General features: G+C 65.4%; 12 protein-coding genes. 10 read left to right on the forward strand and 2 right to left on the reverse strand.

Translation table 11 applies throughout. The annotated features are described in order from the left end of the window. Positions 1–367 precede the first annotated feature (367 nt). A complete protein-coding gene (locus HALZIN_RS0116345) occupies positions 368–2,092 on the forward strand; it encodes an acetolactate synthase 3 large subunit (protein WP_031385248.1) in 1,725 nt (574 codons plus the stop codon). Beyond that, on the forward strand, positions 2,092–2,583 hold the full coding sequence (ilvN, locus tag HALZIN_RS0116350; protein ID WP_031385249.1) for an acetolactate synthase small subunit: 492 nt from the start codon (positions 2,092–2,094) through the stop codon (positions 2,581–2,583). The genes HALZIN_RS0116345 and ilvN overlap by 1 nt, the downstream gene beginning before the upstream one ends. Positions 2,584–2,692: 109 nt before the next feature. Here the strand turns inward: ilvN and recN are convergent, their stop codons facing one another. Next, on the reverse strand, positions 2,693–4,366 hold the full coding sequence (recN, locus tag HALZIN_RS0116355) for a DNA repair protein RecN (protein WP_031385250.1): 1,674 nt from the start codon (positions 4,364–4,366) through the stop codon (positions 2,693–2,695). A gap of 188 nt (positions 4,367–4,554) precedes the next feature. Between recN and grpE the strand changes: the two genes are divergently transcribed. The 8 genes from grpE (at position 4,555) to greA (ending at position 15,777) form a co-directional block, all read left to right on the forward strand. Then, positions 4,555–5,196 (forward strand): nucleotide exchange factor GrpE, encoded by a 642-nt coding sequence (gene grpE, locus HALZIN_RS0116360; protein ID WP_031385251.1) that lies wholly within the window; start codon positions 4,555–4,557, stop codon positions 5,194–5,196. 107 nt (positions 5,197–5,303) lie between these two features. Beyond that, positions 5,304–7,229 (forward strand): molecular chaperone DnaK, encoded by a 1,926-nt coding sequence (gene dnaK / locus HALZIN_RS0116365; protein ID WP_031385252.1) that lies wholly within the window; start codon positions 5,304–5,306, stop codon positions 7,227–7,229. Positions 7,230–7,317: 88 nt separating this feature from the next. Next, positions 7,318–8,457, forward strand: a complete 1,140-nt coding sequence (dnaJ, locus tag HALZIN_RS0116370; protein WP_031385253.1) for a molecular chaperone DnaJ — start codon at positions 7,318–7,320, stop codon at positions 8,455–8,457. 86 nt (positions 8,458–8,543) lie between these two features. Continuing rightward, entirely contained in the window at positions 8,544–9,497 is a 954-nt protein-coding gene (locus HALZIN_RS0116375) for a DMT family transporter (RefSeq protein WP_051907574.1), read from the forward strand. Between the two features lie 237 nt (positions 9,498–9,734). After that, positions 9,735–10,550 (forward strand): 4-hydroxy-tetrahydrodipicolinate reductase, encoded by an 816-nt coding sequence (gene dapB, locus HALZIN_RS0116380; RefSeq protein WP_031385255.1) that lies wholly within the window; start codon positions 9,735–9,737, stop codon positions 10,548–10,550. A gap of 314 nt (positions 10,551–10,864) precedes the next feature. Further along, a complete protein-coding gene (gene carA / locus HALZIN_RS0116385) occupies positions 10,865–12,010 on the forward strand; it encodes a glutamine-hydrolyzing carbamoyl-phosphate synthase small subunit (protein ID WP_031385256.1) in 1,146 nt (381 codons plus the stop codon). A gap of 63 nt (positions 12,011–12,073) precedes the next feature. Next, a complete protein-coding gene (gene carB / locus HALZIN_RS0116390; RefSeq protein WP_031385257.1) occupies positions 12,074–15,304 on the forward strand; it encodes a carbamoyl-phosphate synthase large subunit in 3,231 nt (1,076 codons plus the stop codon). Beyond that, positions 15,301–15,777, forward strand: a complete 477-nt coding sequence (gene greA, locus HALZIN_RS0116395; protein WP_031385258.1) for a transcription elongation factor GreA — start codon at positions 15,301–15,303, stop codon at positions 15,775–15,777. The genes carB and greA overlap by 4 nt, the downstream gene beginning before the upstream one ends. A 95-nt stretch (positions 15,778–15,872) precedes the next feature. On the opposite strand, the gene yhbY is transcribed toward greA, so the two are convergent. Further along, complete coding sequence (gene yhbY / locus HALZIN_RS0116400; protein WP_031385259.1) at positions 15,873–16,199, reverse strand: ribosome assembly RNA-binding protein YhbY; 327 nt, start codon at positions 16,197–16,199, stop codon at positions 15,873–15,875. Positions 16,200–16,374: the final 175 nt, after the last annotated feature.

The following is a 16,374-nucleotide window of genomic DNA, read 5'->3' on the forward strand; positions in this document are numbered from 1 at the left end:
CCCCTTGCGGCGCCTATCTCATCTCGGCTGACGGTTGACAGCCCCGTGGCGCTATTGGAATCTTGTCGGTTCCTGATTTATGGGCGTGGCATCGACGGGTGATCCCCGAGCGCTGCGTGACGGGTAGGCTGCAGGGCCTTTACCCGCCTTGAACGGATTTCCGGGCGCGGGCTAACCGCCTGGCCTGGCCCAACCCCCGACGCGGCGATCCGTCGCGATGAAGAGTGCAGGCCCCATCCGGGCCGAACAACGCCAGGGTTTGGCATCAGGTGCCGGCTTGACCGGCAGCGGCATACCGCCGCACTCGACTTTCGCGATCCATGCCGGGCCGCGAGACCGCACTCGAGACCTCCAGGGGAGAAACACAGTGGAACTGCTTTCCGGCGCCGATATGATCGCCCGCTTCCTTCAGGATGAGGGCGTCGAATATATCTATGGCTATCCGGGTGGCGCGGCGCTGCATATCTACGATGCGCTGTTCCGCCAGGATGCCGTCAAACACATCCTCGTGCGTCACGAACAGGGCGCGACCCACGCCGCCGACGGCTACGCGCGGGCCTCGGGCAAGCCGGGCACGGTGCTGGTCACCTCCGGCCCGGGGGCGACCAATGCCGTGACCGGGATCGCCACCGCCTACATGGACTCGATTCCGATGGTGGTGCTGTGCGGCCAGGTCGCCAGCCACCTGATCGGCGAGGACGCCTTCCAGGAGACCGACATCATCGGCGTGACCCGGCCGATCGTGAAGCACAGCTTCACGATCAAGCACCCGTCGGAGATCCCCACGGTGCTCAAGAAGGCCTATTACCTGGCCTCGTCCGGGCGCCCCGGGCCGGTGGTCATCGATATTCCCAAGGATATGACCGCGCCCACCGAGCGCTACGAATACGTCTATCCCAAGAAGGTCAAGCTGCGCTCCTACAACCCGGTGACACGCGGCCATGCCGGCCAGATCAAGAAAGCCGTGGAGATGATGCTCAAGGCGCGCCGCCCGGTATTCTATACCGGCGGCGGGGTGGTTACCGGGCGGGCCAGCGAGGCGTTGACCGACCTTGTACAGCGGCTGGGCTACCCGATCACCACTACCCTGATGGGGATCGGCGCCTACCCGCAGAGCGATCGTCAGTCGCTCGGCTGGCTGGGCATGCACGGCTCGTTCGAGTCGAACATGGCGATGCACCATGCCGATCTGATCGTTGCCGTCGGTGCACGCTTCGACGACCGGGTGACCAACAACACCTCGAAGTTCTGCCCCACCGCCAAGATCGTGCATGTGGATATCGACCCCAGTTCGATCTCCAAGACGGTGCGCGCCGACGTGCCGATCGTCGGTCCGGCGGGCAGCGTGATCAACGAGATGATCAGCCTGGTGCAGGGCCGCGAGCCGGCCAATCCCGAGGCGCTCGCGGAATGGTGGCAGAAGATCGACGGCTGGCGCGACGAGCGTCGCGGCAAGCTGTTCGACCCGGCCGCCTCGGGCGAGCCACTCAAGCCGCAGACGGTGATCGAGGCGATCTGTCGGGCGACCCGCGGCGAGGCCTTCGTGACCACCGACGTCGGCCAGCACCAGATGTTCGCCGCCCAGTACTACAAGTTCGACAAGCCCAACCGCTTCATTACTTCAGGCGGGCTCGGCACCATGGGCTTCGGTTTCCCGGCGGCGATGGGTATCAAGCAGAGCTACCCCGACGACGACGTGGTGTGCATCACCGGCGAGGGCAGCTTCCAGATGATGATGCAGGAGCTGTCGACCTGTAAGCAGTACGGGATCGGCGTCAAGATCGTCAATCTCAACAACGGGTCGCTGGGCATGGTGCGTCAGTGGCAGGATTTGAACTACAAGTCGCGTCATGCGCACTCCTACATGGAGTCGCTACCCGATTTCCAGCAGCTGATCGGTGCCTACGGCTTCACCGCGATCAAAGTGGAGCGTCAGGAGGATCTCGAGCCGGCGCTCGAGCGGGCCTTCGCCGACAAGGATGAACTGGTGTTCCTCGACATCTACGTCGACCCGCGCGAGCACGTCTATCCGATGCATGTGCCCTTGGGTTCCATGCGTGACATGCTGCTTTCGAAGACGGAGCGGACCTGATGCGCCATATCATCTCGATCCTGATGGAAAACGAACCCGGCGCCCTGTCACGCGTGGTGGGGCTGTTCTCGCAGCGCAACTTCAACATCGAGTCGCTGAACGTGGCGCCGACCGACGATGCCACCCTATCGCGGCTGACCGTGACCACGGTGGGCGACGATCGGGTGATCGAGCAGATCACCAAGCACCTCAACAAGCTGATCGACGTGGTCAAGCTGGTCGATCTGACCGAGGGCAACCACATCGAGCGCGAACTGATGCTGGTCAAGGTCAAGGCGCTGGGTGCGGCGCGCGACGAGGTCAAGCGCACCGCGGATATCTTCCGCGCGCAGGTCGTCGACGTGACGCCAAGCGTGTACACCGTGCAGATCACCGGCGATGCCGGCAAGCTCGACGCTTTTTTGCAGGCGATGGCGCCGATCGGCATCCTCGAGGTGGCGCGCACCGGGGTGTCGGGCATCTCCCGCGGCGACAAGGTGCTGAGCCTTTGAGCCCAGCCGCCGTCACGTCATTCAGGCCGCTCTTCGGAGCGGCTTTTTTTGTGGTGCGCCAGGCATGGCGCGCGATGGAAGCAAGACAAGCAAATCCAGGATCGTGAATCTAGTGGCGGGCTTGCTGACTGGCGTCGAGCATTTCGCGGGCGTGGGCGAGAGTGCGATCGGAGAGCTTGACGCCCCCCAGCATGCGCGCCAGTTCGCGAACCCGGCCGGCACTGTCGAGCAGCACCATCTGGGTCTGGGTGGTGTCTTCCTCGGCCTGCTTCTCGATATGCAGGTGATGATGCGCTTGGGCCGCGACCTGCGGCAGGTGGGTGACGGTCATCACCTGGCCGTTCTCGCCAAGGCGACGCAGCAACTGGCCGACGATTTCGGCGGTGGCCCCCGATACGCCGACATCCACCTCATCGAAGACCAGCGAGGGGATGGTGCTGTGACTGGCGGCGACCACCTGAATCGCCAGGCTGATGCGTGACAGCTCGCCCCCCGAGGCGACCTTGGTGAGCGGGCGCGGCGGCTGACCGGGATTGGCGCTGATCAGGAAATGCACCGTCTCCATGCCGTCGGGCTGCGGCGACACCCGGGTATCGACCTCGGCCTCGAAACGCGCCTTGCCCATCGCCAGAAAGCCCAACTGCGCCTGGACTTCCTCGGCGAAGGCCGTCGCCGCCTGGCGGCGGGCTTCGCCGATGGTGCGAGCCTGGGTGCGATAGTGCTCGCGCACCTCGGCCATGTCGGCGGTCAAGGCGTCCAGGTCGTGATCGCCGCCTTCCAGGGCGGCCAGCTCGTCGCGCAGACGGGCGTGCAGGGCAGTCAACTCATCAGGCATGGCGTGGTGCTTGCGAGCGATACGATGAACTTCGCCGAGACGCCCCTCGACATGCGCCAGGCGCTCGGGGTCGAGTTCGGTCTTATCGGCGAAGTGACGCAACTCGCGGGCGGCTTCCTCGATCTGGATGCGTGCCTCACCGAGCATGCCGCGGGCCTCGGCCAGTGCGCCACGCTCGGCGCCGGGCAGGACATCGAGGCGCGCCAGTGCCTGATGCAGCAGATGCAGGGCGCCGCCCTCGTCGTTTTCGCAGCAGTCGACGGCGAACTGGGTGTCGCTCAGCGTCTGTTCGGCGTGGGCGAGTTCTTCCTGGTCGCGCTCCAGGGTTTGCAGCTCATCTTCTGCCAACGCCAGCTGATCGAGTTCTTCGACCTGATAGCGCAACAGCTGGCGACGCGCCTGCAGTTCGTCGCTGGTGTCGGCCAGGCGCTTGAGCCGACGGCGCAGGGCCTGCCAGTGGCGATAGGTGGCGCCCAGTTCACCGACCGCGTCGGTCAGCCCGGCGAAGTCGTCAAGCAGACGACGATGCGTGTCCTCACGCAACAGCGCCTGATGGGCATGCTGGCCGTGGATCTCGATCAGGTGATCGCCGAGCGCCTTGAGATCGCCGATGGTGCAGGGCTGGCCGTTGATCCACGCCTTGGAGCGGCCGCTGGCGGTGACCACGCGACGCAGCAGGCAGTCTTCGCCGGGCAGCTCGCGCTCCTCGAGCCAGGCCTGCGCCTCGGGCAGGCGGGCGATATCGAAGCGCGCGCTGAGATCGGCGCGCTTGGCGCCGTGGCGCACGCTGCCGACGTCGGCGCGTTCGCCGAGGCACAGCCCCAGCGCATCGAGCAGGATCGACTTGCCCGCGCCGGTCTCGCCGGTGATGGCGGTCATGCCGGCATGCAGATCTAGATCGAGCGCATCGACGATAGCGAAGTCACGAATGGCGAGTTGTACCAGCATGGCCACCTCCGGATGGGGTTCGCCGCGTAGATGAACGAGTCTGTGTGTTTATACAGTATCTCGCGAGAAAGCTGCAATCCTCGGTCGAGTGTCCCGCATGCCTTGAGATCGTCCGCGACATCCCCATATAGGTGAGCAAACCGACAATGCCGCGGCCAGCGTGCCGCGGTCGATTTCAGGAGAGCGACATGGCCAAAGATCCCCAGACGCCGCTGGATGAAGAACTCGAACGCGCCGAGCAGGACGCCGAACCTCAGCAGGAGCCGCTCGCGGGCCAGCTCGACGAGGCGGATGCCAGCGAGCTAGCCGTGGACGACGAGGCGGCTGTCGATGCCGAGGCCATGGCCGACCCCGAAGCCGATGTGTTGGCGGCCAAGGTCGAGGAACTCGAGCAGGCGCTCAGCGACGCCAAGGATCAGGCGCTGCGCGAGGCCGCCGAGGCGCAGAACGTGCGTCGCCGCGCCGAGCAGGATATCGACAAGGCGCGCAAGTTCGCGCTGGAAAAATTCGTCAAGGAACTGCTGCCGGTGGTCGACAGCCTGGAAAAGGCCCTCGAGTCGATGGGCGAGGATGCCAGCGAAGTGCATCGCGAAGGGGTCTCGATGACCCTCAAGCTGCAACTCGACACGCTGGGCAAGTTCGGCGTCGAGGCGATCGAGCCGCAGGGCGAGCCGTTCGATCCGCAGTATCACGAAGCCATGGCCATGGTGCCCAACCCCGACATCGAGCCGAACTCGGTCATCGACGTGATGCAGAAGGGGTATCTGCTCAACGGTCGCCTGGTGCGCCCGGCCATGGTGGTGGTCAGCCAGGCGGCGAACGGCGGATGAATCGCCGCTAGCCCTTGAAAGGCGCGGTCGAGCCCCCACATAGACGACAAAGACGCGGCATCGCTGCCGCACGGATTGGCAAGCAACGATTCTTCGAGGTGTTTTACATGGGACGCATCATAGGTATTGACCTGGGGACCACCAACTCGTGTGTCGCCGTGCTCGACGGCGACAAGCCCAAAGTCATCGAGAACGCCGAAGGCGCGCGCACCACGCCGTCGATCATCGCCTATACCGATGACGGCGAGACGCTGGTCGGCCAGGCGGCCAAGCGCCAGGCGGTCACCAACCCGAACAACACGCTGTACGCCATCAAGCGCTTGATCGGTCGTCGCTTCAAGGACGAGGTGGTTCAGAAGGACATCAAGATGGTGCCCTACAAGATCGCCGAGGCCGACAACGGCGATGCGTGGGTCGAGGTCAACGGCAAGAAGCTGGCACCGCCGCAGGTCAGCGCCGAGGTACTGAAGAAGATGAAGAAGACCGCCGAGGACTATCTCGGCGAGGAAGTGACCGAAGCGGTGATCACCGTGCCGGCCTACTTCAACGATTCCCAGCGCCAGGCGACCAAGGACGCCGGACGCATCGCCGGGCTCGAAGTCAAGCGCATCATCAACGAACCGACCGCGGCCGCGCTGGCCTATGGCATGGACAAGGCGCGCGGCGACAAGACCATCGCCGTCTACGACCTGGGTGGCGGCACCTTCGATATCTCGATCATCGAAGTGGCCGATGTCGACGGCGAGACCCAGTTCGAGGTGCTGGCCACCAACGGCGACACCTTCCTGGGCGGCGAGGACTTCGATCTCAAGCTGATCAATTATCTGGTCGATCAGTTCAAGGCCGACAGCGGCATCGACCTGTCCGGCGACAACCTGGCCATGCAGCGCCTCAAGGAAGCCGCCGAGAAGGCCAAGATCGAGCTTTCGGCCGCGCAGCAGACCGAAGTCAATCTGCCGTACATCACGGCCGACAATACCGGGCCCAAGCACCTCAACGTCAAGATCACCCGGGCCAAGCTCGAGTCGCTGGTCGAGGAACTGGTCAAGCAGTCGTTGGGGCCGTGCAAGACCGCGCTGGCCGACGCCGGGCTGTCCAATTCCGAGATCGACGACGTGATCCTGGTCGGCGGTCAGACGCGCATGCCGATGGTCCAGGCCAAGGTCGCCGAGTTCTTCGGCAAGGACGCTCGCAAGGACGTCAACCCGGACGAAGCCGTGGCCGTGGGCGCGGCGATTCAGGGCGGCGTGCTCGGCGGTAACGTCAAGGACGTGCTGCTGCTCGACGTGACTCCGCTGACGCTGGGTATCGAGACGCTGGGTGGCGTGATGACCCCGCTGATCGAGAAGAACACCACCATCCCGACCAAGAAGACCCAGACCTTCTCGACCGCGGATGACAACCAGACGGCGGTGACCATTCACGTGCTGCAGGGCGAGCGCAAGCAGTCCGGCCAGAACAAGTCGCTGGGCCGTTTCGACCTGGCCGACATACCGCCGGCGCCGCGCGGCGTGCCGCAGATCGAGGTCGCCTTCGATCTTGACGCCAACGGCATCCTCAACGTGTCCGCCAAGGACAAGGCCACCGGCAAGGAGCAGTCGATCGTCATCAAGGCCTCCAGCGGCCTGACCGACGAAGAGATCGAGCAGATGGTTCAGGACGCCGAGGCACATGCCGCCGAGGACAAGAAGTTCGAGGAACTGGTTCAGCTGCGCAACCAGGCCGACGGCATGATCCACGCCGCGCGCAAGACCCTCGACGAGGCCGGCGACAAGGCCAGCGGCGAGGAGAAGCAGAAGATCGAGAGCGCGATCAGCGAACTTGAGGAGGCGCTCAAGGGCGACGACCAGGAGGCCATCCAGGCCAAGCTGGACGCGCTCACCGAAGCCTCCGGCGGTCTGGCCCAGAAGATGTACGCCGAGCAGGCCGAAGCAGGCCAGGGCGAGCAGGCCGAAGGCGACGCCAAGAAGCCGGAAGATGACGTGGTCGACGCCGAGTATGAAGAAGTCAACGACGATCAGAAGAAGCAGTAACCACGTCTGACACTACGGACCACGGCGGCGCGGGGGCATGACTCCCGCGTTGCTGTTTCCGTGACCGACACGGAGGCGGACTAGATCCATGTCCAAGCGCGATTATTACGAGGTACTGGGCGTCGAGCGCGGGGCCGATCAGAAAGAGATCAAGAAGGCCTACCGACGGCTCGCTCAGAAATACCATCCGGACCGCAATCCGGATGACGATTCCGCGGAAGAGAAGTTCCGCGAGGTCTCCGAAGCCTACGAAGTGCTGACCGACGACGAGAAGCGGGCCGCCTACGACCAGTTCGGCCATGCCGGGGTCGACGGCCAGGCCGGCGGCGGCTTCGGCGGTGGTGCCGGGGCCGGCGGCTTCAGCGACATCTTCGGCGACGTGTTCGGCGACATCTTCGGTGGCGGCGGTGGCCGGCGCAATCCCAACGCGCCGCAGCGTGGCGCCGACCTGCGCTACAACCTCGAGCTCGATCTCGAGGACGCGGTCACCGGCACCACCGTCGACATCCGCGTGCCGCGGCACGTGCCCTGCGGGCATTGCAATGCCAGCGGCGCCGAGCCGGGCTCCAGCAAGGAGACCTGCCCGACCTGTCACGGCATGGGCCAGGTGCGCATGCAGCAGGGTTTCTTCGCCGTGCAGCAGACCTGCCCGACCTGTCACGGCGCCGGTAAGAGCATCAAGGTGCCGTGCCGCGAATGTCACGGCGACGGCCGGGTACGCGAGACCCGCACGCTGTCGGTGAAGATCCCCGCCGGCGTCGATACCGGCGATCGCATCCGCCTCAACAGCGAAGGCGAGGCTGGCGCCAATGGCGGCCCCGAGGGCGATCTCTACGTTCAGGTGGCGATCAAGCCGCACCCGATCTTCGAGCGTGACGGTCGTCACCTGCATTGCGAGGTGCCGATCAACTTCGTCGACGCGGCGCTGGGCGGCGAGCTTGAGGTGCCGACCCTCGACGGCCGGGTCAAGCTCAAGATCCCCCCCGAGACCCAGACCGGCAAGCTGTTCCGGCTGCGCGGCAGGGGGGTCAAGCCGGTGCGTGGCGGCCCGGCGGGCGACCTGCTGTGCAAGGTGCTGGTGGAGACCCCGGTCAAGCTCAACGACGAGCAGAAGCACCTGCTGCGCCAGTTCCAGGACAGTCTGGACGGCAGCAACAGCCATCACTCGCCCAAGAAGTCGAGTTTCTTCGATGGCGTCAAGAAGTTCTTCGAGGACATGAAGCCGTAACCGTCCCGTTGGATGTTGGCTGACTTGGGCCCCTGGCGTGCTGGCATGCCGGGGTCTTTGTGTGTAACGGGTAGAGGCTGTCCACGATGTCTGATCGCAGCGCGGCACGTGCCCACGCCGGCCTGTTGTTATGGGCGCTGCTGGTGGGGCTGTCGTTTCCTGCCGTGGGGCTGATGAGCGAGGGGTTGCCGCCGCTGCTGCTGACCGCGATCCGCTTCACGATCGCCGCGCTGGCCCTCTGGCCGCTGGTCCGCCGTGCTCCGTCGCTGCGTCCCGGCCGCGCGGGGTTGCTGCTGTATGCGCTGATGGGTCTATGCCTGACCGGCTTCTTCGGGGCGATGTTCTGGGCGGCGCATCGCGCCTCGGCGGTGTCGATGGCGACGCTGTTCGTCAGCGTGCCGCTGCTGGCTTACTGCCTGGGCCTGGCGCTGCGCGTCGAGCGCCTGGCCTGGCGATTGCCGTCGATCCTGCTGACCGGTGCGCTGGGCGCCCTGGCGCTGGCCTGGGCGGAGTCCGGCGGCGACTGGGCGGCCCTGCGCTTCGGCCGCGGCGAGGCGGTATTCTTCGTCGGCTGCATCGCCTCGGCGCTGTATCCGGTGCTCAGCAAGTGGGGGCTCGAACGTGGCTGGCTGTCCACCTCGGCCGGGGTGAGAACGTTCTGGAGCCTGGCGCTGGGCGGGGCGCTGATTGCCCTTGCAGGGCTGGCTCGGGGCGGTGGTGCGGATCTGGCGCGGATGACACCCAGCGACGCGTTGATACTGGTCTATCTGGGGCTGTTTTCCAGCGGCCTGACCTTCTGGCTGCAGCAGCGCGCCACCGCCGTGCTGACGCCGGGGGCGGTAACCGCCTACAGCTACCTGGTGCCGTTCGTGTCGATGCTGCTGCTGTTCATCCGCGAACCTCAGCGCCTGGACTGGACGTGGCTGCCGGGCAGCCTGCTGGTCATGCTGGCGATCGCGCTGCTGCTCAGGCGCGACGTCACTCAGCGTCGGGCGGCGGCAGCGCGAAACAGCTCAGCAGCGTCGGTTGAGCGAGGCTAAAGCTGTCGCCGCTGATCATCAGAAAGCGGCTGTTGGACAGCGCCGCGAGCCCTCGAAGGTGGCGTTCAGCCCGATTGCCAGCGGAGGTAACGATGAGGCATGACGGCTCCAGCCATAGACGACGCCGGGCTGTTCTTTTTGAGCCGAGCATGGTCGGGGGCTTGCAGGACAGACGTCACCAGGGCGCATTGGTATACTGCCCGTCGAATCAACCCGCTGTCGCGCAAGGAGTTTCGCATGTCCGCTAGCCCTCGTATCGCCGTCATGGGCGCCGCCGGCCGCATGGGCCGTACGCTGGTCGCCGCCGCCGAGCAGCAAGCCGATGCCCGCCTGGCGGCGGGCATCGTCGCCGAGGGCAGTTCGCTGGTCGGCGCCGATCTGGGCGAACTGGCCGGCCTCGGCAAGCTGGGCGTGGTCGCCACGACCTCGCTGGAAAAGGTCGCCGATGAGTTCGACGTGCTGATCGACTTCACCAATCCGGCGACCACCCTGGCCAACCTGGCGTTCTGCGCCGCGCACGACAAGCGTATCGTGATCGGCACCACCGGCCTCGACGACGCTCAACTGGCCGAGCTCGACGGCTTTCGCGATCGCGTGGCGATGGTCTTCGCGCCCAACATGAGCGTCGGCGTCAACCTGACCCTCAATCTGCTCAAGACCGCGGCGGCGGCGCTGGGCGACGAGGGTTACGACATCGAGGTGATCGAGGCCCACCATCGCCACAAGGTCGATGCGCCGTCCGGCACCGCGCTGAAGATGGGCGATGTGGTCGCCGAATCGTTGGGCCGCACGCTCAAGGAGCACGGCGTGTTCGCCCGCGAGGGCCAGTGCGGACCGCGCAGCGAGAAGGAGATCGGCTTCGCCACGGTGCGCGCCGGGGACATCGTCGGCGAGCACACGGTGATGTTCGCCACCGAGGGCGAGCGCATCGAGATCACCCACAAGGCCTCGAGCCGCATGACCTTCGCGCGTGGCGCGGTGCGCGCGGCCCGCTGGGTGGCCGAGCGCGAGGCGGGACGCTACGACATGCAGGACGTGCTGGGGCTGAACTGAGGCCGGCGATCGGGCCTTCGCGAAGGCGCGGCGCTCGCAGGACTGGCCCCGGCGCGCGGATTCCGGTAGAATCCTGTCAATTTGGCCGGGCCAATGGGGCGACCCAGCAGTCTGGCCGCGTGGCAACCTGGCGATTGGCAAGGCCGCCGATGTGAAAATGCGGACAACAACAAGCGGGATGGAACCGGTCTTCTTCGGGTTTCGTCCCGCTTTTTTACGACCTGAGTGTCCGTGAGCGTTTTTACGGATACGCGGAGAAACGATGAGGCAGCACGCCGTGCCGCCTGGCGAAGTGAGCACTGGAGGACGTTGCGTTGACTAGACCCGCGATACTGGCCCTGGCAGATGGCAGCGTATTTCATGGCAGCGCCATCGGCGCCGATGGACAGACCAGCGGCGAGGTGGTTTTCAACACGGCCATGACCGGCTATCAGGAAATCCTTACCGACCCCTCCTACACCCGACAGATCGTCACGCTCACCTATCCGCATATCGGCAATACCGGCATCAACGAAGAGGATGTCGAGTCCGCGCGCATCAGCGCGGCGGGGCTGGTGATTCGCGACCTGCCGCTGATGGCCAGCAGCTTTCGCAGCCAGCGGACCCTGGACGACTACCTCACGAGCCAGAACGTGCTGGGCATCGCCGACATCGACACGCGGCGATTGACGCGCATCCTGCGCGACAAGGGCGCCCAGGACGGGGCGATTCTCGCCGGGCCCGACGCAGAAGGCGACGATGCCGTCGAGCGCGCGCTGGTCGCGGCGCGCGAGTTCCCCGGCCTCAAGGGCATGGACCTGGCCAAGGAGGCGAGCTGCGCCAGCGCCTACGAGTGGAGCCAGGGCGACTGGACGCTGGGCGAAGGTTACGCCGACACGTCTGCCGGTGAGCGGCCCTTCCACGTGGTCGCCTACGACTACGGCTGCAAGCACAACATCCTGCGCCTGCTCGCCGCGCGCGGCTGTCGGCTGACCGTGGTGCCGGCGCAGACCCCGGCCGCCGAGGTACTGGCGCTGAACCCCGACGGGGTGTTCCTGGCCAACGGCCCGGGCGACCCCGAGCCCTGCGACTACGCGATCAAGGCGATCGCCGAGATCCTCGAGACCGATACGCCGGTGTTCGGGATCTGTCTGGGGCATCAGTTGCTGGCGCTGGCCTCCGGCGCCAGGACGGTGAAGATGAATCACGGCCACCACGGCGCCAACCATCCGGTCCAGGATCTCGACAGCGGCCGGGTGATGATCACCAGTCAGAACCACGGCTTCGCGGTCGATGAGACCAGCCTGCCGGCGACACTGCGCGCCACCCACCGTTCGCTGTTCGACGGCACCCTGCAGGGTATCGAGCGTACCGACCGGGCGGCGTTCAGCTTCCAGGGCCACCCCGAGGCGAGCCCCGGGCCGCGCGACGTGTCGCCGCTGTTCGATCGCTTCGTGCGGGTCATGCGCGAACGCCGCTGAGCCGCGCCCACTCCATTCGCGTCATCCGCGTCGCCGTCTGTCACTTTTCTAGCGGGAATCGTCATGCCCAAACGTACCGACATCCAGAGCATCCTGATCATCGGCGCCGGCCCCATCGTCATCGGCCAGGCGTGCGAGTTCGACTACTCCGGCGCCCAGGCTTGCAAGGCCCTGCGCGAGGAGGGTTACCGGGTCATCCTGGTCAACTCCAACCCGGCGACCATCATGACCGACCCGGTGATGGCCGACGCCACCTATATCGAGCCGATCACCTGGCAGACCGTCGAGAAGATCATCGCCAAGGAGCGCCCCGATGCGCTGCTGCCGACCATGGGCGGCCAGACCGCGCTCAACTGCGCGCTGGATCTTGACAAGCATGGCGTACTGGCCGAGTACGGCGTGGAGTTGATCGGTGCCAACGCCGAGGCCATCAACAAGGCCGAGGATCGCGACCTGTTCGACAAGGCGATGAAGAACATCGGCCTCGAATGTCCCAAGGCCAAGGTGGCGCACACCATCGAGGAGGCGTGGGCAATCCAGGCCGAGCTGGGCTTTCCGACCATTATCCGCCCCTCCTACACCATGGGCGGCTCGGGTGGCGGCGTGGCCTACAACAAGGAGGAGTTCGACGAGATCTGCCAGCGCGGCTTCGAGCTCTCCAACAACCACGAGCTGCTGATCGACGAGTCGCTGCTGGGCTGGAAGGAATACGAGATGGAGGTCGTTCGCGACAAGAACGACAACTGCATCATCATCTGCGCGATCGAGAACTTCGATCCGATGGGCATCCATACCGGCGACTCGATCACCGTGGCCCCGGCGCAGACGCTGACCGACAAGGAATACCAGATCATGCGCGACGCCTCGCTGGCGGTGCTGCGCGAGATCGGTGTCGAGACCGGCGGCTCCAACGTGCAGTTCGGCATCGATCCGGACACCGGGCGGATGGTGGTCATCGAGATGAACCCGCGGGTGTCGCGCTCCTCGGCACTGGCCTCCAAGGCGACCGGCTTCCCGATCGCCAAGATCGCTGCCAAGCTAGCGGTGGGCTACACCCTGGACGAACTCTCGAACGATATCACCGGCGGCAAGACCCCGGCCTCCTTCGAGCCGGCGATCGACTACGTGGTCACCAAGATCCCGCGCTTCACCTTCGAGAAGTTCCCCCAGGCCAACGACCGCCTGACCACCCAGATGAAGTCGGTGGGCGAGGTGATGGCGATCGGCCGCACCTTCCAGGAGTCGCTGCACAAGGCATTGCGCGGGCTGGAAACCGGCAACGACGGGCTCGATCCCAAGATCACTGAGTTCACTGAGGCCAATCTGGCGCTGATCAAGGGCGAGCTGCAGGCCGCCGGCGCCGAGCGCATCTTCTTCATCGCCGACGCCATGCGCGCCGGGATGAGCGTCGACGAGATATTCGCGCTGACCAACATCGACCGCTGGTTCCTGGTCCAGCTCGAGGATCTGGTGCGCACCGAGCAATTGCTGGGCAGGCGCTCGCTGGGCGAGCTGGACGGCCCCGCGCTGTTCCGCCTGAAGCGCAAGGGCTTCTCCGATGCGCGGTTGTCCAGGCTGCTCGGCGTTTCCGAGAAGGAGTTCCGCAGGACCCGCCAGAAGGCCGGCATCCGCCCGGTCTACAAGCGCGTCGATACCTGCGCGGCGGAGTTCGCCTCGCACACCGCCTACATGTACTCCACCTACGAGGAGGAGTGCGAGGCCGAGCCCAGCGATCGCCAGAAGATCATGGTGCTGGGTGGCGGGCCCAATCGCATCGGTCAGGGCATCGAGTTCGACTACTGTTGCGTGCACGCCGCGCTGGCGATGCGCGAGGACGGCTACGAGACCATCATGGTCAACTGCAATCCGGAAACCGTCTCCACCGACTACGACACCTCGGATCGTCTCTACTTCGAGCCGGTGACCCTGGAAGACGTGCTGGAGATCGCCGACAAGGAGCGTCCGGTCGGGGTGATCGTGCAGTTCGGCGGTCAGACGCCGCTCAAGCTGGCCCGCGAGCTCGAGGCCGCGGGCGTGCCGATCATCGGCACCACACCGGACGCCATCGATCGTGCCGAGGACCGCGAGCGCTTCCAGCAGATGATCGACAAGCTCCGTCTCAAGCAGCCCCCCAACGCCACCGCGCGCAGCTTCGAGGACGCCTTCGCCAAGGCCGAGCGGATCGGCTACCCGCTGGTGGTGCGGCCGAGTTACGTGCTGGGTGGGCGGGCCATGGAGATCGTCTACGACGCCTCCGAGCTCGAGAATTACATGACCCACGCGGTCAAGGTCTCCAACGACTCGCCGGTGCTGCTCGACCATTTCCTCAATGCGGCGATCGAGATCGACATCGACGCGGTCTCCGACGGGACGCAGGTGGTGATCGGCGGCATCATGCAACATATCGAGCAGGCCGGCGTGCACTCCGGCGATTCCGCCTGCTCGCTGCCGCCCTATTCCTTGCCTGCCGAGGTGCAGGACGCGATGCGCGACCAGGTCAAGCGCATGGCCATCGAGCTCAACGTGGTGGGCCTGATGAACGTCCAACTGGCCTGGCAGGACGGCGAAATCTACGTCATCGAGGTCAACCCGCGCGCTTCACGCACCGTGCCGTTTGTCTCCAAGTGCATCGGCATCTCGCTGGCGCAGATCGCGGCGCGCTGCATGGCCGGCACGACGCTCGCCGAGCAGGGCTTCACCGACGAGCTGATCCCCGGCTACTACAGCGTCAAGGAGGCGGTGTTCCCGTTCAACAAGTTCCCCAGCGTCGACCCGATCCTGTCGCCGGAGATGAAATCCACCGGCGAGGTGATGGGCTCGGGCGCGACCTTCGCCGAGGCCTTCTACAAGGCGCAGCTGGGCGCCGGCGAGGCGATTCCGCCGCTGACCGGCGAGCGCACCGCCTTCCTGTCGGTGCGTAACCCGGACAAGGCCGGCGTTATCGAGGTTGCGCAATCTCTGCTAGCATTAGGATTTGATCTGATCGCTACCCGCGGTACCGCCCAGGCGCTCGACGAGGCCGGCTTGCCGGTCACGGCCGTCAACAAGGTCTTCGAGGGGCGTCCGCATATCGTCGACATGATCAAGAACGACGACGTGGCCTACATCGTCAATACCACCGAAGGCCGTCAGGCGATCAACGATTCCTCCGTGATCCGTCGCACCGCACTTGCCCACAAGGTCCCCTACGCCACCACGCTGGCCGGGGCGCGCGCCGTTTGCATGGCGCTCGAGTATGGCAATGAAATTACCGTGCGGCGGCTTCAGGAACTGCATGCAGGAGCAGGCACATGAACAAGGTCCCGATGACCGTCGCAGGCGAGCAGCGCCTGCGTGAAGAGCTCAATCAGCTCAAGGGAGTGGAACGTCCTCGGGTGATCAACGCCATCGCCGAGGCGCGCGAACATGGCGATCTCAAGGAAAACGCCGAATACCATGCCGCCCGGGAACAGCAAGGCTTCATCGAGGGGCGCATCCAGGAGATCGAGTCCAAGCTGTCGGCCTCGCAGGTGATCGACGTCACCAGGATGCCCAGGACCGGCAAGGTGATCTTCGGCGTCACCGTCGAGTTGATCAATCTGGATAACGACGAAGAGGTGCGTTATCAGATCGTCGGCGAGGACGAGGCCGACATCAAGGCCGGCAAGGTTTCGGTGACCTCGCCGATCGCGCGGGCGCTGATCGGCAAGGAAGAGGGCGACGTGGTGGGCGTCAGAACGCCCCGCGGCGACGTCGAGTACGAGATCTCGAGCGTCGAGCATCTCTGAGCTACGAGCTACGAGCTACGAGCTACGAGCTAAAAACGCTAGCGACGTCGCTGGCGTTTTTCGTTGCGGGGATTCTGCTTTTCGCGGCTCGCGACTTAGCGCCGCCCGTGGTGCTCCTCGAAGCGGGTAATGTTCGAGAGCTTGGCCTTGGCCTTGGGATTGTGGCGATACAGCAGCGCCATCTTGCCGATCGTCTGGACGAGTTCGGCGCCGCTGTCGCTGGCCAGCTGCTCGGCGAGCGCGTTGCGCTCGTCGCGTTCTGCGATGGCGATCTTGACCTTGACCAGCTCATGATCGTTCAGCGCGCGCTTGAGCTCGCCCACCACGCCTTCCGTGACGCCGTTGTCGGCGACCGTCACCAGCGGCGAAAGATGATGGCCGATGCTGCGAAATGCTTTCTTTTGTGCCTGTGACAAGCTCATGGTATCGTGATCGTTCCGGTTGGCGTGCGTAGGAGCGGCGGGTGCGGTCGGCGACGGTTCGTTCGTGTCGCGTCCACTGAACGCGCCATGGTAAGGCGAAAGACGGGCGATGCAAAGCGCTTCGCCGGATTGCCCCCACTCGCTGGTCCCTCGCTGCCATATTCCCCGCTTTCGA

Origin of the sequence: Halomonas zincidurans B6 (assembly GCF_000731955.1) — a bacterium.
Lineage (GTDB): Bacteria > Pseudomonadota > Gammaproteobacteria > Pseudomonadales > Halomonadaceae > Modicisalibacter > Modicisalibacter zincidurans.

Bases quoted from the DNA above. Each gene is read 5' to 3' on its own strand.
- greA (WP_031385258.1), top strand. From the start codon at position 15,301: ATGAACAAGGTCCCGATGACCGTCGCAGGCGAGCAGCGCCTGCGTGAA.
- dnaK (WP_031385252.1), top strand. From the start codon at position 5,304: ATGGGACGCATCATAGGTATTGACCTGGGGACCACCAACTCGTGTGTC.
- recN (WP_031385250.1), bottom strand. From the start codon at position 4,366: ATGCTGGTACAACTCGCCATTCGTGACTTCGCTATCGTCGATGCGCTC.
- carB (WP_031385257.1), top strand. From the start codon at position 12,074: ATGCCCAAACGTACCGACATCCAGAGCATCCTGATCATCGGCGCCGGC.
- yhbY (WP_031385259.1), bottom strand. From the start codon at position 16,199: ATGAGCTTGTCACAGGCACAAAAGAAAGCATTTCGCAGCATCGGCCAT.
- dnaJ (WP_031385253.1), top strand. From the start codon at position 7,318: ATGTCCAAGCGCGATTATTACGAGGTACTGGGCGTCGAGCGCGGGGCC.
- grpE (WP_031385251.1), top strand. From the start codon at position 4,555: ATGGCCAAAGATCCCCAGACGCCGCTGGATGAAGAACTCGAACGCGCC.
- dapB (WP_031385255.1), top strand. From the start codon at position 9,735: ATGTCCGCTAGCCCTCGTATCGCCGTCATGGGCGCCGCCGGCCGCATG.
- HALZIN_RS0116375 (WP_051907574.1), top strand. From the start codon at position 8,544: ATGTCTGATCGCAGCGCGGCACGTGCCCACGCCGGCCTGTTGTTATGG.
- ilvN (WP_031385249.1), top strand. From the start codon at position 2,092: ATGCGCCATATCATCTCGATCCTGATGGAAAACGAACCCGGCGCCCTG.